Source organism: Marinobacter sp. S6332 (assembly GCF_023016045.1).
Lineage (GTDB): Bacteria > Pseudomonadota > Gammaproteobacteria > Pseudomonadales > Oleiphilaceae > Marinobacter.
Genome location: NZ_JALKAP010000004.1, coordinates 79,384 through 104,134, shown reverse-complemented (window position 1 = coordinate 104,134; position 24,751 = coordinate 79,384). Strand labels below are relative to the sequence as shown.

At 53.0% G+C, this 24,751-nt stretch carries 22 protein-coding genes and 1 pseudogene; 8 read left to right on the top strand and 15 right to left on the bottom strand.

All coding sequences use genetic code 11. From position 1 onward, the window contains the following. Window positions 1-10: 10 nt before the first annotated feature. Both MWU62_RS07175 and MWU62_RS07170 read right to left on the bottom strand, forming a co-directional pair. Window positions 11-832 carry an SDR family oxidoreductase gene (locus tag MWU62_RS07175; protein ID WP_200361736.1) on the bottom strand — a complete coding sequence of 274 codons (822 nt, stop codon included), beginning with the start codon at window positions 830-832 and terminating at the stop codon, window positions 11-13. A gap of 188 nt (window positions 833-1,020) precedes the next feature. Then, entirely contained in the window at window positions 1,021-2,232 is a 1,212-nt protein-coding gene (locus MWU62_RS07170; RefSeq protein WP_247114202.1) for an acyl-CoA dehydrogenase family protein, read from the bottom strand. Window positions 2,233-2,394: 162 nt separating this feature from the next. Here MWU62_RS07170 and MWU62_RS07165 point away from each other — a divergent pair, with 162 nt between their 5' ends. Further along, window positions 2,395-3,288 carry a LysR family transcriptional regulator gene (locus tag MWU62_RS07165; protein ID WP_200361738.1) on the top strand — a complete coding sequence of 298 codons (894 nt, stop codon included), beginning with the start codon at window positions 2,395-2,397 and terminating at the stop codon, window positions 3,286-3,288. Here MWU62_RS07165 and MWU62_RS07160 read toward each other — a convergent pair. Beyond that, the gene (locus MWU62_RS07160; protein WP_200361739.1) at window positions 3,282-3,638 is read right to left on the bottom strand and encodes a hypothetical protein; all 357 of its coding nucleotides are present in this window, start codon (window positions 3,636-3,638) and stop codon (window positions 3,282-3,284) included. The genes MWU62_RS07165 and MWU62_RS07160 overlap by 7 nt on opposite strands. 184 nt (window positions 3,639-3,822) lie before the next feature. Between MWU62_RS07160 and MWU62_RS07155 the strand changes: the two genes are divergently transcribed. Next, complete coding sequence (locus tag MWU62_RS07155; protein ID WP_247114201.1) at window positions 3,823-4,977, top strand: isocitrate/isopropylmalate dehydrogenase family protein; 1,155 nt, start codon at window positions 3,823-3,825, stop codon at window positions 4,975-4,977. 56 nt (window positions 4,978-5,033) lie between these two features. On the opposite strand, the gene MWU62_RS07150 is transcribed toward MWU62_RS07155, so the two are convergent. The 3 genes from MWU62_RS07150 to MWU62_RS07140 form a co-directional block, all read right to left on the bottom strand. Further along, window positions 5,034-5,606 carry a DUF1439 domain-containing protein gene (locus MWU62_RS07150; protein ID WP_200361741.1) on the bottom strand — a complete coding sequence of 191 codons (573 nt, stop codon included), beginning with the start codon at window positions 5,604-5,606 and terminating at the stop codon, window positions 5,034-5,036. A gap of 92 nt (window positions 5,607-5,698) precedes the next feature. After that, the gene (locus tag MWU62_RS07145) at window positions 5,699-5,890 is read right to left on the bottom strand and encodes a CPXCG motif-containing cysteine-rich protein (protein ID WP_200361742.1); all 192 of its coding nucleotides are present in this window, start codon (window positions 5,888-5,890) and stop codon (window positions 5,699-5,701) included. Window positions 5,891-5,910: 20 nt separating this feature from the next. Then, window positions 5,911-7,137 (bottom strand): pyridoxal phosphate-dependent aminotransferase, encoded by a 1,227-nt coding sequence (locus MWU62_RS07140; protein ID WP_200361743.1) that lies wholly within the window; start codon window positions 7,135-7,137, stop codon window positions 5,911-5,913. 266 nt (window positions 7,138-7,403) lie between these two features. Between MWU62_RS07140 and MWU62_RS07135 the strand changes: the two genes are divergently transcribed. After that, on the top strand, window positions 7,404-8,387 hold the full coding sequence (locus MWU62_RS07135; protein WP_247114200.1) for a D-2-hydroxyacid dehydrogenase: 984 nt from the start codon (window positions 7,404-7,406) through the stop codon (window positions 8,385-8,387). 228 nt (window positions 8,388-8,615) lie between these two features. Here the strand turns inward: MWU62_RS07135 and MWU62_RS07130 are convergent, their stop codons facing one another. The 4 genes from MWU62_RS07130 to MWU62_RS07115 all read right to left on the bottom strand — a co-directional run bounded on the left by MWU62_RS07130 (window position 8,616) and on the right by MWU62_RS07115 (window position 14,088). After that, entirely contained in the window at window positions 8,616-9,281 is a 666-nt protein-coding gene (locus MWU62_RS07130) for a response regulator transcription factor (protein WP_200361745.1), read from the bottom strand. Between the two features lie 40 nt (window positions 9,282-9,321). After that, entirely contained in the window at window positions 9,322-11,271 is a 1,950-nt protein-coding gene (acs, locus tag MWU62_RS07125; protein WP_247114199.1) for an acetate--CoA ligase, read from the bottom strand. Window positions 11,272-11,549: 278 nt separating this feature from the next. Further along, entirely contained in the window at window positions 11,550-13,088 is a 1,539-nt protein-coding gene (locus tag MWU62_RS07120) for a fatty acyl-CoA reductase (RefSeq protein ID WP_247114198.1), read from the bottom strand. 109 nt (window positions 13,089-13,197) lie between these two features. Next, window positions 13,198-14,088, bottom strand: coding sequence for a hypothetical protein (locus tag MWU62_RS07115; RefSeq protein ID WP_247114197.1), 891 nt, complete (start codon window positions 14,086-14,088; stop codon window positions 13,198-13,200). A gap of 74 nt (window positions 14,089-14,162) precedes the next feature. Between MWU62_RS07115 and MWU62_RS07110 the strand changes: the two genes are divergently transcribed. The 4 genes and pseudogenes from MWU62_RS07110 (at window position 14,163) to MWU62_RS07095 (ending at window position 18,442) form a co-directional block, all read left to right on the top strand. Continuing rightward, window positions 14,163-15,137, top strand: coding sequence for an HDOD domain-containing protein (locus tag MWU62_RS07110; protein WP_247114196.1), 975 nt, complete (start codon window positions 14,163-14,165; stop codon window positions 15,135-15,137). 41 nt (window positions 15,138-15,178) lie between these two features. Beyond that, window positions 15,179-16,480 (top strand): annotated as a pseudogene (locus tag MWU62_RS07105) (diguanylate cyclase); the annotation flags it as partial. A 260-nt stretch (window positions 16,481-16,740) separates the two neighbouring features. Further along, window positions 16,741-17,394, top strand: coding sequence for a class I SAM-dependent methyltransferase (locus tag MWU62_RS07100; RefSeq protein ID WP_200361867.1), 654 nt, complete (start codon window positions 16,741-16,743; stop codon window positions 17,392-17,394). Window positions 17,395-17,434: 40 nt separating this feature from the next. Then, window positions 17,435-18,442, top strand: coding sequence for a DUF2156 domain-containing protein (locus MWU62_RS07095; RefSeq protein WP_247114195.1), 1,008 nt, complete (start codon window positions 17,435-17,437; stop codon window positions 18,440-18,442). Here the strand turns inward: MWU62_RS07095 and murI are convergent. Together murI and nudC are read right to left on the bottom strand one after the other, a co-directional pair. Beyond that, entirely contained in the window at window positions 18,437-19,264 is an 828-nt protein-coding gene (gene murI, locus MWU62_RS07090) for a glutamate racemase (RefSeq protein WP_247114194.1), read from the bottom strand. The two genes, MWU62_RS07095 and murI, sit on opposite strands and share 6 nt — an antisense overlap. Beyond that, window positions 19,261-20,088: an NAD(+) diphosphatase gene (gene nudC / locus MWU62_RS07085; protein ID WP_200361753.1), complete on the bottom strand. Its 828-nt coding sequence runs from the start codon at window positions 20,086-20,088 to the stop codon at window positions 19,261-19,263. The genes murI and nudC overlap by 4 nt, the downstream gene beginning before the upstream one ends. Window positions 20,089-20,245: 157 nt before the next feature. Here nudC and plsB point away from each other — a divergent pair, with 157 nt between their 5' ends. Next, window positions 20,246-22,714, top strand: a complete 2,469-nt coding sequence (gene plsB, locus MWU62_RS07080) for a glycerol-3-phosphate 1-O-acyltransferase PlsB (protein WP_247114193.1) — start codon at window positions 20,246-20,248, stop codon at window positions 22,712-22,714. A 37-nt stretch (window positions 22,715-22,751) separates the two neighbouring features. Here plsB and MWU62_RS07075 read toward each other — a convergent pair whose 3' ends face one another. The 3 genes from MWU62_RS07075 to tsaB form a co-directional block, all read right to left on the bottom strand. Beyond that, window positions 22,752-23,510, bottom strand: coding sequence for a class I SAM-dependent methyltransferase (locus MWU62_RS07075; protein ID WP_247114454.1), 759 nt, complete (start codon window positions 23,508-23,510; stop codon window positions 22,752-22,754). 92 nt (window positions 23,511-23,602) lie between these two features. Next, window positions 23,603-23,962 (bottom strand): UDP pyrophosphate phosphatase, encoded by a 360-nt coding sequence (locus MWU62_RS07070; protein WP_247114192.1) that lies wholly within the window; start codon window positions 23,960-23,962, stop codon window positions 23,603-23,605. A 77-nt stretch (window positions 23,963-24,039) separates the two neighbouring features. Further along, entirely contained in the window at window positions 24,040-24,738 is a 699-nt protein-coding gene (gene tsaB, locus MWU62_RS07065) for a tRNA (adenosine(37)-N6)-threonylcarbamoyltransferase complex dimerization subunit type 1 TsaB (protein WP_200361757.1), read from the bottom strand. Window positions 24,739-24,751 lie beyond the last annotated feature (13 nt).

The window sequence follows — 24,751 nt, the reverse complement described above, 5'->3', positions numbered from 1 at the left end:
CGGGTGCTGGTCAGGCTTTGGCCTTGTTGCCCATCTTTTTCATCCAGCGTTTACTTTCTTCGTACATGAGCTTGTCAAACACCGCAGGAGCATAACGCTTGAGTATCCACAAGCGGCGCTCTTTCACATGGGGCAGTACCCAGAAGTCATTTTTCTTTACCGAGCGAACGATATCGTCGGCAACCTGATCGGCAGTGATTGTTGAACGCTTCATCAGCTTGTTCACGTTCTGCTGAATTCCGGGAATGTCCGAACGCATGCTCTGAGTGAGGTTTGTCTGGAAAAACGCTGGGCATACGCAGCTTACGTGTATGCCATCACCACGCAGTTCCTGCCGCAAGGTTTCTGACAATGCTATAACACTGGCTTTGGATACGTTGTAGCTGTCCATCAGCGGCGCAAGCATAAGGCCCGCCATGGAGGCGATGTTCACGAAGGTTCCTGAGCCCTGCTTTTTGAACTGCGGTGTAAATGCTTTACAGCCACGCACAACGCCCAGCACGTTGATGTCGATAATCCACTCCCAATCGGCCATGGTGGTGTCTTCAATGGAGCCAGCAGAGGCCACACCTGCGTTGTTTACCACTACGTCCACCCCACCCCACTTTTCGGTGAGATCGGCGCAGATTTTTTCCAGATCTGTTAGCCGTCGCACATCACATTCAACAAAGTAGCCTTCGCCACCAGCATTGTTAATTTCCTGTTCTACACCAGCGCCCTGTTCTGGATTGATGTCGCCGATGCAAACCTTGGCACCTTCTCTGGCATAACGCAGTGCAATGGCTCGGCCAAGGCCGCTTGCGCCGCCGGTTACGAATACTCTTTGTGTCATGGGTTTGTCCGTTGTTTGTTATTGAAAAACAGCACCTAAGCATTGGAGTATGGTGGAGCCGCCGGAGGGACGGGTTGCTGAAACACGCTGTGGATACGTCCTTGTACGCTTGGCTCCGCCATCCATGGCTCCGCACAGTTTCATCAACCCGTCCCTCCGGCGGCTCCTCTCATCATTTTCGCTGGCCGTCAGCTTTTGTATTTACGCAGTTCCAGTCTAGCAACTGTTGCGCGATGCACTTCATCCGGACCATCTGCCAAGCGTAATACACGAGCATAGGCGAATAGTTGGGTAAGCGGGAAGTCGTCATCGCTCACACCGGCACCACCGTGAATCTGGATGGCTTGATCCACAATGGTTTGCAGCATGTTGGGGATCACGGCTTTGATCATGGCGACTTCCTGAATAGCTCCGGCAATACCTTTGGTGTCCAGAGCCCAGGCACATTTCAGGGTCAGTAAACGCGCCTGTTCAATGGACATACGGGCGTTGGCAATGATGTCCGGGTTGCCACCGAGCTTAGCCAACGGGCGCCCAAAGGCTTCGCGGCTCAATGAACGCTTCACCAACAACTCCAGCGTGCGCTCTGCGGCGCCGATAGCGCGCATGCAGTGGTGTACTCGGCCTGGCCCGAGGCGGCCTTGGGCGATTTCGAAGCCACGGCCGGGGCCTGCGATGAAGGCGCTTTTGGGCAGGCGAACGTTTTCGAACAGCACCTGGCCGTGGCCGTAAGGTTCGTCGTATTCGCCGAATACGGGGAGCATACGTTCAATCTTTACGCCCGGTGCATCGAGCGGTACCAATACCATGGAATGACGACGGTGTTTGTGGGCATCGGGGTCTGAAAGACCCATAAAGATAGCCACTTTGCAGTCTGGGTGGCCAATGCCGGTGCTCCACCACTTGCGACCATTGAGCACCACTTCGTCACCTTCAACAATAGCGGTTGCTTCCATAGTGGTGGCGTCAGAAGAGGCTACTGCAGGCTCGGTCATGCAGAAGGCAGAGCGGATTTCACCGCTGAGCAGGCGGGGCAGCCATTCTGCCTTTTGCTCTTCAGAACCGTAGTGAATAAGCACTTCCATGTTGCCGGTGTCTGGCGCATTGCAGTTGAAGATTTCAGGCGCGATAAAGCTGCGACCGGTTTCTTCTGCAATCAGTGCGTAGTCGGAGTTGAGTAAGCCGCAACCATGCTTTTCATCCGGGAAGAACATGTTCCAGAGGCCTTGGGCTTTGGCCTTTTCCTTCAATTCCTTGATGATGGGCAGCACAACCCAGCGATTTTCAAGAGATGCCAGCTCTTTGTGGTACTGGGCTTCAACCGGGAAAATCTCTTCCGCCATAAACGCTTTTACACGCTTGAGATAATCCTGACCTTTCTCGGAGATACTGAAATCCATTGCCGAACCCTCTCAGAAATTGAACAGCGATTTTAGACTAGCAAACAGTGCATGAAGTTTAAGCACGATTAGGTCAGTCTAAGGTTGCCTACACTATTACGCGACTGAATTATTCTTATCGTTTACTATCAGAAATACTTATTCAACTAGAGCTAACTGACTATGGCCGGGACTCGTTTGGATCTCAATTTGCTGCATGTATTTGACACGATATACCGGGAAGGCAGTCTTACCCGGGCGGCGAAGGCGTTACACCTCACCCAGCCTGCCGTTAGCCATTCGCTGTCTCGACTGAGGGACCATTTTGACGACCCTCTGTTCACCCGTCAGGGCAACCAAATGGTGCCGACACCTTTGGCCCGACGTTTTCTGGAATCCATGAAACCGGGACTTACCCAAATTCAGGGCGCGGTGAATCAGTTCCACGCGTTTGACCCTGCGAACCAGCGCAAAACCTATTCTTTGGGGCTACGGGATGTTCTTGAGTCAACGTTTCTGCCGCCGCTTATGCAGCGATTAAACCCCTACCCTGAACTCGAAATAGCTAGCAAGCGCATTCCCCGACGGGATATGGAAACGCAATTGGCCGCAGGCAAACTGGACTTTGCTGTGGATGTTTTGCTGCCCGTCAGCAACCATACATCCCATGAACTTCTCAGGCAGGACAGACTTGTGGTTCTGGCTCGGGAGGGACATCCGCTGGCAGAAAACACGCTGAACATGGACGGATACCTTTCAGCGCAGCACGTGTTGGTTTCATCACGCGCTGAAGGGCCGGGGATTGAGGATTTTGAATTATCAAGGCTAGGGGTTCAGCGCAGCATCCGCCTGCGCTGCCAGCACTATTACGCCGCCTGCCGGGTGGTCGAAGGAACGGATATGTTGCTGACTATGCCGGAAACCTACGCCCAGATTATTTCCGAGCGGGCAAACATCACCATAATGAACCCGCCAGCCGACTTGCCTTCAGTGGATGTGCATCTGTACTGGCACACTGCCTACGGTCAGGAACCGGCTCTCATTTGGTTTCGGGAGCAGCTGAAGGCGATTCAGTAGGCCCCCACAGCCACCAGAAAGCCGAAGAAACAAATGGCGGTAATACCGAGCGAGGCCAACACAATTCCAAACCCCCACCAGATGGCTGCGCCATCGGAGATATCAACTCCGTGGCCGCGCAGGGTGCGGTAAAATGCCCAGGGGCCGAGTAGAAAAGCGCCCACCACAGCAAACACCAGCCCTATGCTCATGCCAGCAAAGGTCCAGGTGGCAAGTTCAGTGGTTCGGCCTGAAAGGTTATCGATAACGCCCTGACGCTGCAGGAACTTCTTGCAGAAAAACCACACCAGCGCAAAAAGCGCTGCCACAAATACCAAGCCGCCAATAACGGTAAGAAGTCGGTAAAGCAAAGCTGCCTTCCTGTAGTAAGTAGACCCTATAAAATTACGCGAGTGCGCGAATTGAGGACACACTATAGCGCCGGGTTGCAGGCGGGTAAAACGGCTTTCTTGCCTTCACCGGTGGCAACCCCGGTTTCCCTGACTAAACTGGGTTGGTTATCCATACCAGTCAATTTGAAAAGGAGTCTCCAAAATGGCCCAAACGACCCGCATTGCCGTTACACCCGGCGACGGAATTGGCCCGGAAGTTGTGGGGGAAGCCATACGCTGCCTGGAAACCCTGCGAACCAAGCACAATCTCGCTCTTGAGTGGACTCATTTTCCATGGCCATCCCATGCTTGGCATCAAGAACATGGTGAATCCATGCCCGAGGACGCATTAATCCAGCTCAAAGCCTACGACGCTATATTACTTGGCGCGCTGGGTGATCCAGGGCCTCTGGATGACCCCAACCGCTACTTGCTGACAGACAGCGTTTCACTGGCACCTTTGCTGGAAATGCGTAAGGGCTTCGATCAATGGGTGTGTGAACGGCCAGCGCGCCTGCTGCCCGGCGCTCGCCAGTATCTTGCTGATGAGCGTGCAAAAGATATAGACATGTTGGTTATTCGGGAGAATTCCGAGGGTGAGTATGTGAGTCAAGGTGGGCGCTTGCGCAAGGGAACCGAGGATGAAATTGCGACCCAAATGGAGGTGTTTACCCGCAAGGCCACCAATCGCATTATCCGCTATGGTTTTGAGCAAGCTCGTGCTAGAGCAACGGAGCGGGCAAACGAAGGCCGCACCCGGGAATTCCGCAAGCTTGATGGCAGCACCTGTGAAAGTCAGGTGTGCTTGATCACCAAACGCAATGCTCTGCGTTACTGGGGTGATATGTATACCGAGGCGTTTGAGGAGATCAGCCAAGAGTTTCCTGACGTAGCAACCCACCATGAACTGGTAGATGCAGCTTGTATGAAGTTCGTACAAAGCCCCTGGGCATTTGACGTGGTGGTTGCCAGCAACTTGCAGGGAGATATCCTTACGGATTTGGCCGCCGTGTTATCTGGCGGCATGGGCGTAGCCCCATCCTGCAACCTAAACCCAACAGACCCAAACATGCCCTCTATGTTTGAGCCCACTCATGGCAGCGCTCCAGACATTGCAGGGCAAGGCTTAGCAGATCCAACTGCCATGTTATTTACCGCTGCTCGCATGCTGGAATGGTTTGGCCGGAAAGATCCGGTGATGGCAGCGGCAGGTAAGGAGCTATTCGACGCAGTGGCCGCAGACTTGGCGGAAAATTCCGGTGCGCGGCGTGGAACTCAAGCCATTGGTGAAGCAATCTGCGCGAGACTGTCAGCCTGATAGACCACAGGAGCGGAGCCAGAGTTTTTTTCTGACTCCGCTTCAACTGCAGCCTTTTATTCGTCAGCCATCACAAATTCTAGACGGCCCGGTGCTACGCGCACGTCCATAGGCACCATCCCAAACATGCGCTGCGCCAGCTTGGTTTCATCCAAACGGTACACTGGCATGGTTTCCAGCATCTGAGCCACAACGCGCATGACTGTATCTGTAACCGGTGCTAGATCACCCTTGAAAAAGCTCGAATCAATGCTGCTTTCAAGCAGCTTTATTCTGCGAATATAGATCGCTTTCTCTTTGCTGTCGTAAACCGGGGCACCCTCCACTTTCAAGGCCAGATCAACCGGAAGCTTGGCCAAAAACGCATTAAGTGCAACCTGCCCTTTGAGATCAATTACCGCCACATCGCGGCCATCCGGCCCCAACGCCACGTTTGCATCACTGAGACTGAGGCTCAGGGGCGAGCCGCTTTTCAACTGCGTGCGATCGTAATCACTTACAACGTTTTGGAGGTGCCGCTCAAGCTCACCTTCAGAAATTGCATAAGGGGATATGCTGGCACAGCCGCTGGTTAAGGCAAGGGTCATCAAAACCATGCCCCAAAGGCCGATTAGGTGTGGTTTCTTCATCGTCTATTCTCCATGAATGAGCACCCATCCTGCGGCAGAGCGGAAGGCGTAACAAGACTGGCGGATTAATGATTGGTCAGAACTCGGGCCATCTACTCGTTTTCAGCCCGAGCTTCTACATAAGGGATCAGATTATCATCGAAAATAACCCGCAATAGAATAGGCTGGCAGCATACCTGACAATCTTCGACATACTCCTGCTCCGCTACTGATGGGTCGACGCTGATATCCAGCGCCTCCCAGCAATAGGGGCACTGGACGATTACAGAGTCCAGAGCCGACATAGGTGCTCCTTAGAGTTCTTTTAGAACTGCTGCTTGGCCATCCACGGAATGATGCGGTCAAACGCTGCATCCAGCTTTTCACAGGTGGTGGAAAAGCTAATGCGCACAGCGTTAGTGCAGCCTTCGCCGAAAGCATCACCAGGCACTACACACACACCGGTTTCTTTAAGCATGCGCAGTGCTAAATCCGACCCATCAACATGAGGCGGCAGATCCGGGAACGCAAAAAACGCTCCGCCCGGTTTGTACCCGGTCATGTAGGGAGTTTGATCAATAAGCTCTACAACTTTATCGCGGCGTTCTTTGTAGATGCCCAGCATATCCCTCACGCACTGTTGGTCACCTGTTAGTGCAGCTACGCCAGCGAACTGGGAAGGTGTATTGGCAACCGACGTGGTGAACATGTGATAGCGCCGCAAGGATTTAATCGCAGCCTGACTGGATATTACCCAGCCGACACGCAACCCTGCCATGCTGTAGGTTTTGGAGAAACTGCTGATGCACATGATGTTGTCCAGATCCATGGAGCAATTCAGAACACTGGCAAAGTCATCGTCATCAAAAATCATGTGGTCATACACTTCGTCGGCGTAGACCTGAATGCCCCGGTAAGCGCATTCCTCCAAAATAGTCTCTACAGTACTGCGCGGATAAACCGCCCCGGTAGGATTGTTTGGGTTATTGAGGATCAAGGCGAAGGTGCGCGAACCCATGGCCCGGATCACTTCATCGGGATCGAGCTGATGATCGTTTTCGGCCCGAGTTGGAACAAACTTAACCTCTCCCCCGTTCATACGAATGAGTGGGGCATACAATAGAAACGAGGGGTCGGTTACGATGAACTGTCGACCCGGTGCCGCTGTCGCCGAGATGGCTAGATACATGGCTTCAGTCGCACCACTGGTCACCAAAATATTATCTCTGGTGAGTTTGCGGTTGTAGCGCTTGCCGTAATAATCCCTTAGCGCCACCAACAATTCAGGTAGCCCGGCGTCCATGGTGTAGCCGGTTTGCCCTGCATGGAGAGCGTCAACATAAGCATCAATAATATGCTTGGGTGTTGGCAGATCAGGCTGACCGATTGAAAGATGGATTACGTCCTTCATGGTGGCAGCCATATTGACCATACGCCGAATACCCGGCACCGGAACAGCCTGCATGGCAGGGTTCCAACTGGCCTTGGTTTTCCGGTACTTCACTTTGCGCACTGCATCTTGGCCAGTATCTCTGTTGGCGGCATTTGCCATAACAACCTCCTGCAACGGGGACGACGGGGCAAAACAGACCCCCTTGCAGGTTAGTCAGTAAAATCAGGGCATACAAGACAAAGCCGCGAAAGATGGTGTAGGTACAAGTACCCAGCAAAATAGACGGGGCTTGAGCCCACAAAACCGAACCAAGGTTGACCAGACCGCATCTGCCTACCAGACTCTTTGCAGGGCCTTGCAAGGAATAAAACCGGCCCACAGAAAAACACTCACAGAAACCAGCTTTTTAATCAGGCGGAGGTTCAATGTCTCAGCGCAACAAACCTGTTGTAACCGTACTCACTGCCCCCGGAGAGCAGGAACCTCCGGGCATGGATTCTCTCAGGGCACGCGCCGAAGTGCGTTTTGCCAGCGATGAGGCCACCCTGCGCGCTACCTTACCGGGTACCGATGTAATGATGGTGACGGATTTTCGAACCGAGGCACTCGAAGCGGCTTGGGGCTGTGCGGACACATTGAGATGGATACATGCCACCAGCGCGGGGGTAGATGCGCTGATGTTCCCTGCCCTCACGAAAAGCAGCGTGGTAGTCACTAATGCCAGAGGTATATTTGACAAAACCATTGCCGAATACGTGCTCTGTACTATTTTGATGTTTGCCAAAGACTTCCCGGCCTCAATTCGCCTTCAACTCAAGCATCAGTGGAAGCATAGAGACACAGAAAGAGCAGCGGGAAAGCAGGTGCTTGTAGTGGGTGCGGGCTCTATCGGCCGACAGATTGGGCGTTTGGTTGCTGCTGCGGGCCTACAACCTCACGGTATTGCAAGAACAGCACGTACAGACGATCCAGACTTTGTGGCCGTGCACAGTAACGACGACCTATATAATCAGCTAGGTCACGCAGATTACGTAGTCATCGCTGCACCACTGACACCCCAAACAGAAGGCTTGTTCGATGAGAAAGCCTTCAAGGCCATGAAGAAGACCGCACGCCTGATTAACATTGGCCGAGGCCCGATTGTTAAAACCAAGGATCTGATTGCAGCGCTGGAGAGTGGCGAAATTGCCGGTGCCGGACTCGACGTATTCGAGGAAGAACCCTTACCGGAAGATCACCCGCTTTGGGACATGGACAATGTCATCATGACCGCACACATGGCGGGTGACTTTATCGGGTGGAAGCGCGCACTTACTGATCAGTTTTTGGAGAATTTTGACCGCTGGCATGGCGGTGAGGAACTGTTCAATCTGGTGGATAAGGACCTTGGATACGCTGGGAGCAAGTAGCCGAGTTCCCGAGAATGCCGGATCGGGCAGGGGAGGTGTTCCCAAAACCGTGCGGAGCCTTGGGTGAAGTGCAAAGCACTTCACGGGCTGGCCAAGGACGGCCAGTCCAGGACTTTCACTGCGACGCAGGAGCAATAAGCAGTGAAAGGCGGAGCCGAGCGTACAGGGAGGTATTCACAGCGTGTTTTGGGAACACCTCCCCTGCCCGCTCTCCTAACTTACTGAACCTCAGCTCCCAGACAACGACTGGTCCGCTGGATCAATCTCCATCTGCTGTATCGCAATCACCGCTTGAGTACGGTTGCGAACCCCAAGCTTGCGGAATACCGCGGTGATGTGTGCCTTGATGGTTGCCTCAGACACCTCAAGATCGTAAGCAATTTGCTTGTTCAGAAGACCTTCCGCCAGCATACCCAGAACTCGGAATTGCTGCGGGGTCAGTGACGCGAGCTTTTCAGAGAAATCCGTGGTGTCGGCATGCATGCGTTCAAGCTTGTCTGCAACGCCTTCGGGGAGCCAAACATCACCTTCCAGCACAGCCCGAATGGCTTCTGTGATGGTTGGCAGCGGCGCCGACTTGGGAATGAAGCCAGACGCTCCATAGTCAATGGAACGTCGCATTACCTGCAACTCTTCAGAGCCAGACACAACCACCACGGGTAAGCCGGGGTACTGCCCCCGCATAAACACCAACCCGGAAAAACCGTGGGCACCCGGCATATTAAGATCAAGCAAAACCAGATCTGCATCCGGGTGCGAATCTACCGACGCTTGGAGTGCCTTGATGCTGTCGACTTCTACGGTTTGTGCATCAGGTACTGCTTGATTGACCGCCTGTTTCAGGGCGGCCCGAAACAGGGGATGGTCATCAGCGACGATAATTGTTTGTGTCATTAAACCGATTCCTCACGGGTTTATGGCCTGTTTTCAGACCTTATTTGAACGCACGATTGCTGACGAGATCATCAACCACGCTAGGATCTGCAAGTGTTGAAGTATCTCCCAACTGGTCGTGCTCGTTAGCGGCAATCTTACGCAGAATGCGACGCATGATCTTGCCTGACCGTGTTTTAGGCATACCCGGTGCCCACTGAATGACATCCGGGGAGGCGATGGGGCCAATTTCCTTGCGAACCCATTGTACCAGTTCTTTTTTGAGCTCATCGGAAGGTTCTTCACCCTGCATCAGAGTCACATAAACGTACAAACCCTGCCCCTTAATCTCATGGGGGAAGCCGACAACCGCAGCTTCTGCCACTTTGTCGTGGGCTACCAGCGCACTTTCCACCTCGGCAGTACCAAGACGGTGGCCAGATACGTTGAGCACGTCGTCAACCCTGCCGGTAATCCAGTAGTCGCCGTCTTCGTCCCTACGGGCACCGTCTTCAGTAAAGTACATGCCTTTGTAGGTGCTGAAATAGGTTCTCACAAAGCGCTCATGGTCACCGTATATCGTGCGCATTTGCCCCGGCCAGCTGTCTAGGATAACAAGGTTGCCGTCGGCTTTACCCTCCAGCAGATTGCCTTCGTTATCCACCAGAGCTGGTTTTACTCCGAAGAATGGCACTGTTGCAGAGCCCGGCTTCAAATCAACCGCGCCCGGCAGTGGCGCAATCAGAATACCGCCGGTTTCGGTTTGCCACCAGGTATCCACAATCGGGCACTGGCTGTTACCGATAACACGGTGGTACCACTCCCAGGCTTCCGGGTTTATCGGCTCACCCACAGAGCCTAGCAGTTTCAGGCTCTTGCGTGACGTACCCTCCATACAGGCTTCGCCTTCGGCCATCAACGCCCGAATAGCCGTCGGGGCTGTGTAAAGAATGTTGACCTGATGCTTATCAACAACCTGCCCCATTCGTGAACTGTCCGGATAGTTGGGAACGCCTTCAAACAGAAGCGAAGTGGCGCCATTACAAAGTGGGCCGTAAAGAATGTAACTGTGCCCCGTTACCCAGCCAAAATCTGCTGTACACCAGTAAACATCGCCATCTTTATAATCAAATACATACTGGTGGGTCATGGAAGCGTATACCAAGTAGCCTCCAGTCGTATGCAGGACGCCCTTGGGAGCGCCAGTAGATCCTGATGTGTATAGCATAAACAGAGGATCTTCCGCGTTCATAGGTTCTGGCGGGCAGTCAGCAGAGGCCGCTTGCACTAGATCCTCATAGCGCACGTCACGCTCGTCGTTCCAGGGTACATCTTTGTTACCGGTGCGGCTGACAACCACAACTTTCTCGACTGCGACACCTTCCCTGTCTTTAAGCGCTGCATCCACGTTCTTTTTCAGTGGCACCTTACGACCACCGCGAAGGCCCTCATCGGCGGTAACAACAAAACGTGACTTACCATTTACTATGCGGGCACCCAAAGCTTCGGGCGAAAAGCCTCCAAACACAACCGAGTGGATAGCACCAATACGTGTGCACGCCAGCATAGCCACTGCGGTTTCCACGATCATTGGCATATAAATGGTGACGACATCACCCTTTTTTACACCCAGATTTTTTAACACGTTGGCGAACTTGCAGGTTTCTTCATGCAATTCACTGTAACTAACGTGACGGGACTCTGCCGGGTCATCGCCTTCAAAAATAATAGCCGTCTGGTCGCCACGGGTTTCAAGATGACGGTCAAGGCAATTTGCAGACGCATTTAGCTGCCCATCTTCAAACCATTTAATGGAAACGTTGTTGTAATCAAAAGACGTGTTCTTAACCTTAGAATAGGGTTTGATCCACTCAAGACGCTTGCCGTGTTCTCCCCAGAAACCATCGGGATCCTCGACCGACCGACGATACATTTCGTCATACTGCTCCCGGTTTACTAACGCCCGTTTGGCTACTTCTGGACTTACCGGATAAAGGTGTTTATCAGTCATAGTGTTCCCCTTTGGTCAGAGTTTGTTGTCATTGTCGATTTTGCTGATTTAAAACGAGAGGGCACGCGAGCCCTGCGGACACATAGCCGTAGTTCAACATGTGAGCTACCACCTATTGAATTAGACTAACGTCCTAACACGCTTGAACTTTTAGCGCAAAACGTTCAGTAACCTGCAAGAATTCAAGGGTAAATTCCTGACAAAACAAGCCACAAATTAAAGAGTAGTTCGGTTTCCCTGAGAGGTAAACCAACCCCGCACAACGGGACCAGACGAAATCAAGCCGCTTTTTTACGCCCCCGAATGCCACGTGGAGCACGCGCTTTTTTCGCTTTAAGTGCGTACCGGTTGAGACCTGCCAAGTGAATTTTACGCAGATAGACAGCCCAATCGATTAGACCAGCATCTACTGGAAACAGGGCTTTATCTACCTCACCCATACGTGCTGCCAGAGCTAGCAAGTTATCGTTATGGAAGATGTAGTCCGGCGCGGTATAGAAGCCGAAAATCGATGCAAGGGAACGCGTGGTATCGAGGTTTTGAAGTACCTTGAACTCACTACCCCGCCCCAGCGCGCCCATCAAGCGGCTCGTAAGACTGAGGGGAATGCGTGCACCTCCCACCAAGGCATCGAACAAGGTTCGGTTTACAGCAATAAAGGGCTTCACTGGCCGGCGATAAAACAGGTTTTCATAGGCCGCATAATTGGTTTTGGCTTCCGCCATAAGGTGATCAATAAACTCACCCACAGACACCGGGTTTGAGCTGCCACTACAACACTGGTAAATCCGGGAGCGCGGGGCTTCTCCCAAAGCCTCTGCAACCGCAAGAATAATAGTATTTGCGACCAAATCCACAGGGATTACATCAACAATGCCTGAGCGCTTACCGGGGAATAAAGTGACTTTTTCTCGTGCATAAGCAAGAATAATGGCGTCTGCCACTTTCACCCCTTCAATCCAGCCGGGTGCAGGCTCTTCGAGAGCGCTCTCGATTATAGATGGGCGCACAATAGTAAGGGCTCGACCGTTCAAAGCCTTCAAAAGCAGCTGCTCGCCCAACCACTTTGTGAAGGTATAGGTGTCACTCCAGCCATAGCGGTTGGCCTCACGAATCCCCAAATCCACGAGCTTTCGTTCTAGGTTTTTTCCAGTGTAGCGAGAACGGACATCTGCAATGCTGTCATTAAGTACCCGTATCAGTTCTTCAATTTCATAATAGCCAGCTTGGCTGCGGGGAATCTTGGCACCTGCGGGCTTAATCACCGATTCCGTTACCTGCCCAGAGTTTTTCCCGTTTACATAGCAGGTTGAAACTTGGACAACTGAGAGCGATGGATTCTGGCGCGCAAGTTCAGCAATGTTATTCAAGCACAGAGTGTTGATGGTTAGTGCTTTGTCTAACTCTTCGCGAAAGTTAACGCTGGCCGCCGAGTTAATAACGGCATCTACGCTGCACGCCAAGTTTCGGAACGCCTCTGGCGGCAAGCCAAAGTCAGGCTCAGTGACCTCTCCCGTAACGCAGTGCAGCCGCTCTTCCAAGAAAGCTTCAAACACTTCGTTATTCTCTTGCCGTAATCTATCAAATACCGAGGAGGTGGCAATTTCATCGAGAAAGCGGCCACGGGCGTCAGGGTGTTGTTTGTTGCCTCGTATCAGCAGGTGTAAACCGCCAATGTCCGGCACCGCACGAATCAGTTTTTCCAGAATAACTTTACCCAAAAAACCCGTAGTGCCAGTAATCAGAACATGTTTACCACGTAGCTGTTCAAGTACTTTTGACGAAGACACTTCTGCCCCCTTTATTCGTTTTGCCATTGTGAAAACTCCTTTTCGTGGATGCCAGCAGCATCCGATCCTTGCACATTTTTCGGGACAATGCGGTGACAAACTGCAAGATTGCCACGAATAATCAACGGATGGTCGTTTAGGTGTTGTTATTCTCTTTGTCCGCCAGCGACCTTAGCAGTTGATTTAGCGAAATGCTCGAAGGCTGCTCTTTTAGGGCTTTAACCAAGCTCTCCTGATCACCAAAACGGATACGATCATAGACAGGTTCAGGTGGGATAGGCTGCGAAATCTCGAGACCAACCTGTTTACCATCATCGGAGGAGGCATCAACGGGCGAGATCTCACCAGCCAAATGCCTGAGGTGCATTGCCAGATGCTGGCGCTGTGCTGGGCTAAGCGCTTCCCAGTTAATCGCACCAAGTCCGGCCTGGATAATTTCAACCGTATCGTTGTCTAGTGAGCCCCCGAGCAGCGCAAACAAACGCATAAACACATCGTAGCGCAGCATGGCGTTCACATCCGTGCGCCCGAGTATCGTTTCCAATTCACCAACAGCCTGAAAGCAGCGTTCATCCGGTGACATCGAAGACCGGCTTGCTTTTTCCGCCTGAGCCGGCTGGCGCTTAGAGACTGTGTACCAATAGGCCGCTATACCGGCTTTGCGAACGGGCATCTGCGCCAAGCGCACATCAAGCATATCAGCCAAGGTACTGAACTGCCGACAAGACGGGTCCGCCTGAGGTAAGAGGGCGACAGGCTTTTGATTCAGCACTGACTGGCGCAAAGTCTCATCGCGCCAAATCCCACCCATGTAATGGAGAGAGCATTGCAGATGGCGCCGCGCCGCTGAATCCAAGCGCTGAAACACCGAGCGAGCCTGACTGGCCCCTTGGGCCATATTAATCAACACACTGGGCGTTTTACGGTACCCACGGCGCCTCAAGACCTTGATCAAAGAGAAAGCATCTGTAACCGAAGCAGGATCTGGAGTCACAACCACACACGCCAGCTCTGCTGCCGCAATCATGTGCAAACCTGTCGACTGAAGGCCGGCAGCCGTATCCGTTATCACGAGGAATAAACTCAGTAGATCAGGCGCTAATGCGTCTTGGAACTCGTCGGTTCAAAACGTTGGTGCTGACCGCAGCTATGCGCCAGATACTTTTCGATTTGGGCGGTGGCGCCTGGCAACAATTACGAGACTTCTGGCGACATGCCCTTACGACTGCGTTGACCGCTCGGGCACTGGCAACCCTGACTCGATACCCGGAAGCCGATGAAGCGTTTATGCTTGGCCTGCTCCATAACATCGGCGAGCTGATAGCCATTAAAACGCCAGATATGGAAACCAGACAAGAGTATATGAACCGACAGTCAGAGATAGCGGCTGAAGTGGTGACCTCTTGGGGGCTGGGGCCCATGGCGGCGGACGCCATGCGTTATCAGCAGGCACTTCCATCAGATTTGCGAGATGCGGGGCACTTGGTCAAGGTCATCAGTCTTGCGGCGCGTTTAGCCTTGTCTGACTCAGCGGGCATTGCCGCTGCCGGTACCATGTTCGGGCTCAGTGAAGAGCTAGTTAGGGAAATCAACCGGCGGATCGCGCAAGACGTATCTACAATGGCGGAATCTCTGGGAGTCCCGCTGATTAACAGCTACAACGCTGAACCCGCAGCACTAAAGCTACGACACACCGTATTACAGCAGGCTATTACCCAGCAAGCCATTGGGCTTGCTGATCTCGAGACCACGAATGCCACCATTCTAGCGGAATCTGTAAGCAGCCTAACGCTGATTACCGGCCTTCCAGCCTTATGCTTTGGACACGTAGATGACAACCTTGTTCTTCTTTCAGGCACCGCCGGCCAACATCCACATTTGGCAGTGAGCGTAGTAGCAGGCGGCAGCGCTTTGACAGAAGCCTTTGCCACCCAAACGCTCACCAACCTCAGCGGCCGCACACCTAACGTGCTCGACCATCAACTTTTATCGCTGTTAAGAACGCCGTCATTGACCGCTGTCCCAATCCTTACGGGTAACCTCTGCCCCGGTGTATTTGTGCTGGGCACGGATTAAACAAATACCGAAACTGACTGATAGGAAACGGACTCAAACCGATGGCATCAGAGCTAACCAAGAGGACCTCCCCGTCCGAGGCAGCGCGCATTTTGGTGGTTGATGACGAGCCACGACTGGTGAGCGCGCTAGCCTCGCTGCTAAGCGGTTGTGGTTATGATGTCACCGAGGCCTATGGCGGAAAACAAGCCTGTGAATTAGCAGACACTTCGCACTATGACCTCGCGCTGATCGACTTACGCATGCCTGAGGTAGATGGTTTTGCCGTTATGGCGCACCTTGAGAACCGGCAACCGGAATGCGGAGTTATCGTAATCAGCGGCGAAAGCTCGTTTACAGCAGTCAGCCGCGCCCTAAGGCGTGGTGCTCTGGATTACATCCGCAAGCCCTATGATCCTGAAGAACTCCTTGCCTTAGTAAAAGGCGTAGTTGGAAAACAAACCCTCCTTAAAGCCCATGAAGACGTACAGGGGCGCCTTGAAAAATCTGAAGCTCTGCACCGTTACATCGTAAACAGCTCGCCCGACATCGTTTTCATGCTTGATGCCCATGGCCGTTTCTGCTTTATCAACAGCAAAATTGAAAGTCTGCTGGGGTACAAGCCGGCTGAGCTTTGCGGTAAACACTTTCGGCACATACTCGACGATCGGGACGTTGCCAAAGGCACCTACGCTCTCAATGCACCAGATATAAGCGCGGACAACCCACGCACGCTGGAAATACGTATTAAAACTCGCGGTAGCAGGCGCGCAAACCGGTATTTCGAAGTGACAGCCTTCCCAATTGCGCCCCAATCCTGGACCCACAATAGCGATACCCAAGGCGGTGGCAGTGGGCAGAAGGCCTGCTATTACGGAACGGCTAGAGACGTTACTGAACGCAAAGAAGCTGAAGCTTTTATCAACTTTCAGGCCTATCACGACTTGCTCACACGCTTACCGAATCGAGCCCTATTCAAAGATCGTCTGGAGTTAGCCATTACCCATGCGCGCCGCGCAAAGCAAAAGCTCGCCGTGATGTTTCTTGATCTTGATCGTTTCAAGGTTATTAACGACACCCTTGGCCATGCGATGGGCGATCGATTGCTGCAAGCCGTAACCCAACGTTTGGAAGGATGTTTGTGCAAAGGCGACACTTTGTCGCGCTTCGGGGGGGACGAGTTCACGCTACTACTGCCCTCAATCCATGGCAAAGACGATGTCAGCCAGATCGCGAGAAAGCTAATCAAAACGCTCAAGGCACCCTTCCAACTTGGCGAACATCAGGTGTTTATCGGGGTCAGTATCGGGATCGCTGTATATCCAGAAGCGGGAAATAACATGGATCAACTGATCCAAAATGCCGTATCTGGCTGATTTTTCGGTACGACCATCCTTTATTGTCTGACACTCCTAACCCAAACCTTGATGTTGTTTGCAAAGTATTGCGTTGCGTTAAGTTGTGTATCCCGAAATGCGCATTGCGGCACATATTTCTCCTACCCTGTTCATTAAACTCAAAAATCCCAAGGTCTTAGCCACCGAAGCGCTCTGAACCTATGGGCAGAGCAAAAATGACAATAACGGTGGCAGCATCAAAGCAATCAAGAGCAGGCAGCAGTTCTATGCGCGACAAGTACCGCTACATCGGCCCCGTATACGATTTCCTCAGCAACCTATACAGCGGCAAGAACATCCACCGTTGCAAAACCGCCATGCTAGAGGTGGAAACAGTGAAGCCCGGCGACCGCATTCTTTTTGCTGGCGTTGGCCATGGCCGGGATGCGATACGTGCGGCTGAACTTGGCGCAGATGTTACGGTTGTTGATCTGTCAGAAACCATGTTACGGAAGTTCGGCGAAGCCCAAGAGAGCGAGGCACCCCACCTAACCATTCGCCGCATTCACAGCGATATCATGAAGGTAGACGAAGTCGGCCAGTACGATATGGTTGTTGCCAATTTCTTCCTCAATGTTTTTGAAGAAGGAATGATGGTGAAAGTTCTGGAACACCTAATCCAACTGGGTAAAGCAGATGCCAGCATTGTTGTGGGCGACTTCTGCTACCCCACCGGCAACCTGTTCTCGCGCACATTCAAAAAACTGTATTGGTATATGGCCGTGTTCACCTTCTGGCTATTTGCTAACAATGCCTTCCACAAAATCTACAACTACCCGGAACACATGCGGCGTCTGGGTCTTGAGGTTACAGAGAAAAAGCACTTCAAATTGATGAACATGGACTGTTACTGGTCCATTCTCGGCCGCAAGCAGGCATAGCTCAGCACCTGCAAAACAATAACAACCGGGGAGAATCACTATGTCAGATCAAATTCTTACACTCGACCAAACCTCAGAATTTGAAAACACTGAATTTACCTTCAGTGAAAGAGTGACTTACCTGAAAAGGTTTGGTGGCCACTCTCAATCCTTCTCTACCCTACAGCCAGACATGCAGTATTTCGACGTGCCCGATGTGGGTTATATGGCCTACATGCGTAAGTGGGGTGCGACCATTGTCCTTTCCGACCCGGTTTGCGCACCCGAAAATTTCGGACCAATTCTTGAACTTTTTCAGAAGCGCTTTCCAAATGCTTCCTATGTTCAGGTCTCCAAACCGGTTGTGGACTTTTTGCACCAGCGTTTTGGCCTATACGGAACACAGTTTGGAAGCGAGTCACGGATCGATCTAGGCAAATGGTCCCTCAGTGGCAAGAAAAAGCAGATTCTGCGCACGGCACTAAATCAGGCCGAGAAAAGCGGAATTACCGTTCAGGAACGCTTCAGTGACGACCACACCCGAGAAATTTCAGAAGCCTGGATTCGCACCCGGAAATGCAAGAGTAACGAGATACGCTTTCTCATTCGCCCTATGGAAATGGATTATCGGGAGAATGAACGCCATTTCTACGCGTATCAAGATGGCAAGGCGGTTGGCTTTATTTACTTTGACCCCATTTACCGCAACAACGAAATCATCAGTTACGTGCCTAACATCTCCCGCGCAAACGCTGACTTTAAACAAGGTATTTTTTATACCCTTATGGCCCACGCGATGGATGCTTTCAAAGCCGAAGGCGTTCCTTATCTGGATCTGGGTCTTATCCCTCTGTCTCTTGATGCCACCACAGAACATCAGGAAAGTAAGCTTTTGAAGCGAATCTTCCACGGCCTCTACAACAGAGGAAACTTTATTTATAACTTCAAAGGATTGGAATTTACCAAATCACGGTTCCGGGGCGACAATTTTAAAACCTACTGCTGCCACAAACGGAGCATACCGGCCTTGGAGTTCCTTGCCATGTTCAAACTCACCCAAGTGCTATGAGCTACCCGGCCAATTCCCGATAACCCTCTTTGGCTGCAGACTCAGCTCAGCCATATAGCGGGCAATACCCTCCGGGGGTTTGCCGGAGAAGAGCGCCACAGGCACAGGCAGCGTCCTGTGGTCGCTAATTGCATCGACAGGCTTGTTCGCTTGCGCTAGAAGCGACGCAACACGGCGGGCAATAGCCTCCCCGGAATCCACCCAGAATTTCACCTGAGGCAAACTCAGCTTAAGGCTGTCCAGTAAAAGCGGATAGTGGGTACACCCAAGAACCACGGTATCTACATCAGCGTCACGCAGGCCCGCCAGCACACTATTGAGCTCGGCTTGTGGCACTGCCAACCCTCGAACCAAGTCTTCCGCCCACTGCACAAGGCCAGGGTGACCCAAGCGCTCAACCCTGCAATGGGATGCAAACTCCTGAATCAGCTCATCTAGATAGGGTCGGCGCACTGTTGCTGGCGTGGCAAGAATGCCTATGCGCCGATTCTGCGTGCAGGCTGCGGCAGGCTTAACCGCTGGCACCACTCCAACAACTGGCACATGTGTTAGCGCCCTTAAGTGCGGCAAAGCGACCGTGCTGGCTGTGTTGCATGCAACGACAATAGCGTCGCAAGGGTACTGCTCAAGCGCCTTCACAATGAGCCTGCAAGAGCGCTCAATCACTACAGATTCAGGCTGACTACCGTAGGGGAAGGCGGCGTTATCGGCGAGGTACACAATGGAAGCATGCGGTAGCTTTTTGTGCACACAAGCCGCAACACTCAGCCCGCCAACACCGGAATCGAAAATCAAAACTCTGGGCGCCTCATACTCACTCAAGGCTTAATCTCTTTACCGAGAATCATCTTTTCCATTTCCCGAATCAAACGCCCGGAAATCGTTGTATTCGGAGGCACAGGAGGCCTACTCCCGGGTAGAAACCAGCCAGCATCCGCCAGCTCATCTTCCTGTAGAACCAAATCGCCACCTGCATAATCGGCGAAAAAACCGGCCATCAACTGGTGTGGAAATGGCCAAGGCTCAGAGGCCTGATATTGAATATTGGTAACGTCGAGGCCGGTTTCTTCTTTTACCTCACGGGCAACCGCCGCTTCTAAGCTCTCGCCGGGCTCGACGAAACCTGCGATTAAACTATAAAAATCCCGTTTAACACGTGACGATTTTGCCAGAAGATAGCGATCTTGATTTCTTATAACCACGATCACACACGGAGCCAGTCGCGGGTACCAAGGGATATTGCAGTGACTGCACCACTTTGCCCGCTCCCGCCGATGAAAACCTGTTCCACTGCCGCAGCGACCACAGAATTGGTGGTCCTGAAACCATTGCCACACTTGAAACCCGGTACTCAACATCGCCGCTGGCACATCACTGGCCGTTAACAGAGCATCCCGCAAAGAAACAACATCATAACCAGCGCATTCAGACTCCGGCACTTGCGTCACGAAAACCGGACGGCCATCGGCGCTTCCCAAAGACACAAAACCCGTATTCTCAGCATGCCCGGGCATGCGCTCCAACGGCTGCAACCAGCCGTCATCCGGCTTGAACACACCAGACCCGGACAGCATCAGCACAAGATCACCCGGCTCGGGCGCCTTGGTAGTCCAACCGGGACTCCACTGAACGGTTGTTGTCGCCATGGTCTCTCGCACCTTTATGGATGGGCAGGCCTTAGTGATAAACAGGCCAAACAGGAATGTATCATAGTGTCGCGAGCTTCAAGAATGACACAGTGGCTTTCCGGCCTTCACTCAACCAAGTAAACTTGGCGCCTGATTTTCATCGGAGCGACATTTTATGCGTCTTTACCAGGGTATTCGAAGCCTGATTCTGACTTTTTTCCGGAAAATACTGTTTTTGTGGGTCCGGACAGATGTCAGCGGAAACAGCGTTGATGCTCTCGGATTGTCCTCCGAAATACCGGTTTGTTATGTGCTTCAATACAGTTCGTTGTCGAGCCGACTGGTGCTCGAGCAAGAGGTAGTCCGGGCACAGTTACCGGGAGCCACCACATCGCTACCGGTTAAAAATGGCCCCTCCCACTCATTCTTTTTTCTCTACCGCCGCATTGGCCGATCGTTCCGTAAGCGCCAAACACCGGTTCCCACCTCGGAGTTTCAGGCGCTCGTGCGTTACGGCCTCGAGAACCCTGAGCAAGATGTCCAGATTGTTCCCGTCTCGCTCTTCTGGGGGCGCTCTCCAGACAAAGAGAAGTCGCTAGTCAAACTGTTGCTTTCAGATACCTGGTCGGTCGCCGGCAGGTTGCAGAAATTTCTGATTATTCTGGTGCACGGTCGTAATACGTACGTGCAGTTCAACAAGCCTTTTTCTCTGAAACAGGTAATCGAAGAGCATCGCCATAGTGAGGAGCGCGCTAACCGTAAACTTGCACGCATTTTGCGAACCCACTTCCGTAAGGTGCGACAAGCCGTTTTGGGCCCGGACCTATCACATCGCAGAACGCTTGTATCTGGCCTGCTACGAACTCAGGCAGTAAAAGAAGCCATAAGAGAAACTGCGGCCAATGAAGGCGTAGCTCCGGAAAAGGTCCGTGCCCGCGCATACAAATACGCCGATGAAATAGCGGCCAATATGTCAGTTGTTACCATTCGCGTATTTGAAAAGCTGCTCTCGTGGTTATGGAACCGAATATACAACGGTGTCTCCGTCAACAATATTCGTGTCGTAACGGAGTCCGCGCAAAACAGCGCCGTGGTTTATGTGCCCTGCCACCGCTCTCACATCGATTACTTGCTGTTGTCTTACGTGCTCTATAAAAACGGCCTGATGCCGCCGCACATTGCTGCAGGCATCAACCTGAACATGCCCATTGTGGGCCCCATTCTCCGCAGGGGCGGTGCTTTCTTTATGCGCCGCAGTTTTCGCGACAACCCCTTGTACGCCACAGTATTTAACGAATACATGCACGTTATGTTTTCCCGTGGATACTCTGTGGAATATTTTGTGGAAGGCGGGCGCAGTCGCACCGGGCGTATGCTGCAGCCACGCCCCGGCATGCTCGCCATGACCGTGCGCAGCTTTCTCCGTGATCACCGCAAGCCGATTGTGTTTGTGCCTGTATACGTAGGCTACGAAAAGGTGATGGAGGGGCGCTCCTATCTTGGCGAGCTTAGAGGCAAGAAGAAACAGAAAGAAAGCGTATTTGGGCTGGCCAAAACAGCGCGCAAACTCACCAACTCCTTCGGTCGGGTTTCCGTGAATTTTGGTGAAGCCATTCACCTATCCGACGTTCTGGATGATGTCCGTAGCAGTTGGCGGGACGAGGCCTATGATTCCCAATACCGACCCGAGTGGTTGAACGATGCCGTGTCCGAACTGTCAGTGCGGGTTGCCTCCAACATCAACGCTTCTGTTGCCGTTAACCCCATCGGTATGATCGCAACCGTATTGCTCGGCGCAGAAAGACTGGCCATGGATGAAGGCCAACTTGAACGTTTGGCGGATCAATATGCCACCCTTCTGAAAGCGTTTCCTTACGCCGAAACCGTTACCCTACCGGAAGGCTGCGGCAAAGACTGGGTTGCCTACTGTGAGTCCATGGGGCTGGTTTCGCGCCAACCGCAGAAGCTCGGCGACATCATAGGGCTGGAAGGCAGCAATGCCATTCTGATGACTTACTACCGAAATAATATCCAGCATCTGTTTGCCCTTCCCGCCTTGGTGGCCAGCCTGTTCGAGAACAAGAGCTCTCTGGCGCGGGAAAGAATCGTTTATCTTGCCAGCGTAGCCTACCCCTATGTCCAGTCTGAACTGTTCCTGAAGTATGACGACGACGAGGTAGAAGCAGTGATCAATCAGTGGATTGATGTGCTGGTCGATCAAGGCTTGCTTGTGGCTCTGGATAACGAACGCATTGCACGCCCGGATGAAGGCACCGAAGCCATGCTGCGCCTGAGAGTGCTTTCCCGGTTCATTATCCAGATGGTGGAGCGTTATCACATTGCGCTGGGCATACTCCGTAAATACGGCACGGGCAAGATCACTGCAGCCGAACTGGAAGAGCAAAGCACCTTGCTAGCAGAGCGAATGTCTATACTGTTTGGGCTGAATGCGCCCGAGTTTTTCGATAAAAGCCTGTTCCGAAACTTTATCGCAAACATGCAGAAAAACGGCGTTCTCACTACCGACGATAACGGGCTACTCTGCTACGGAGAAGGGCTTGATGAGGTGGCGGACGATGCCAGACTGGTGTTGAGCGTGGAGAAACGCCAAGCTATTCAGCAAGTTACTATGTTGGGTGTATGAGTTAGGCGTCTAAGTTAGGCGCCTGACAGTCAAGGCGCTAGCGTGTAGGCAAGGCGCAGATTGGGTAGACATCGTAGCGGCTGCTCTTACCCTCTACCCGGGCACCGGGCTCTGGACCAGATATAGCCGGAGCTTTGCGCGGACGCTTCACCACTACGCGGTATTTGGCGACAGCCAAGGCTGCCTCCAACAACACTGGCGAATCATCATCGTCGCCCACCAGGGTTCGAAACACCTGCATTTCCTTCTTCACCAGCGCCGATTTATCCCTGTGAGGAAACATAGGGTCGAGGTAGACCACATCGGCTGCATGGGATACCTCTGCTTCCTCTTCCCGTGCATTAGCCAGCCAGCCGATACTGCTACCCACATGAAGCGTCATCCGGGCGACGATCGGGGCGCAATCGACATTCAACGCTGCGCGAGCCAGCCCGTCCGCCAGCAACGCGTGAATCACAGGATTGCGCTCAAACATAGTGACCCGACAGCCAAGCCCAGCTAGCACAAACGCATCTTGCCCCAAGCCTGCGGTGGCATCCAGCACATGCAAGTCCGCCTTTGTTTTCTGCAAGCCCACGGCGCGCGCCACCAACTGGCCAGCGCCGCCACCGTGCTCACGCCGGTATCCCATTTTGCCGGTTACAAATTCCGCCCTCACCGGGCCCGGAGCACCTTTACCAGCCACCTGAAGACACAAACCGTTTTCATCCAAAAACAGCAGAGCATCTGCATGTCGCACATCTTTAGGATGCACTACGCCAAGGTAGGGTAAGGAAAGTTCGGCACCAAGAGCCATGGCCTGATGCTCATCACCAAGCTGGCTTCTGGCTATTGCCAGTGGGATGCTTTTATCTTTGGAGGACGCTCTTGCGCCGTTGGAGCGAGACATTAAATCAGGATATCGATTCCGGCGAGCGTCGAGCCATCAGAGTCCTGCCCGGCAGCAGCTACACTGGCAAAGGTCGACAAGGCGCGGGCTGCGGGTAGAGGAACCTCATCCGCGCGAAAGCGCTCCAGACGCACATCTTCAGCCGCACGACGGGCCTCTACACGGCGCGCTGGGTTGTCATTGACACTCCGCTCCGACGCAGTCTGGCTAGGGCTATCTGCTAAATCACGGCGGGCCGCTTCGGCGGTTTTCTCGGGGGCAGACGCAGGGGAACGGGCAACATCACCACGCTCACGCACGGGGCTGTTAGTCCCCGACTGATAGGAAAGCGTATTGCCTGAGTTGATTCCACCAATCATCGTCAAAGCACCATGGGCTTCAGAGAAATAAACGCGGTTAGCTGGAGTATGGAAGAAGTCCGCGCGGATTAAAAGCCTTACTCACGCCCCGGCAGCTTCTTCCAAGTAACTTCGTCACGAATATAGACCGGTTGGGCTTGCTCCGCTGGCACAGCTAAGCCCTGATCGAACTTAGCAACGGCCAAACGCGCTACCCAGCTAGCCCGGGGAATCATGGCTTCATCCACCGAGTTGATTCGGCCCGAAACGTCGGTCGGCATGGTTTCGCGGAACGCCCAACCATGACCTGCGCCAACCCACTTTTTGACATCAGTCTCTAACGCAACCCGCGATGGCGCACAGACCCGCTCTTCACCGATTAGCTCCGGCAGGCCCGAGCTATTTTGGAAGCACCCCCAATACAGCTCACTCATGCGGGCATCGAATGCGACAGCTATACCTTCGCCTTCTTTTACCTGCAAGGTTTCAATGGCACCCAGAGCCACAGTTTCCAGAGAGGAAACAGGAACAACGGGAAGGTCGAGCCCCCATGCCAAGCCTTGAACCACACCGGTAGCGATGCGAACGCCGGTAAACGACCCTGGGCCACGGGCAAACGCCAGCGCGTCAAGGTCGGTAGGCTTGAGTGCTTGCTCCGTCAATAACTCGCGCAACATCGGCATCAAGAGACGGGTGTGGCCTCTAGGCGCAATTTCAAACTTCTCAAAAACCTCTCCATCAACAAAAAGGGCTGCAGAGCAGCCCTCTGAGGAGGTGTCCAGTGCCAAAAGTTTCACAGGCGTGAATGGC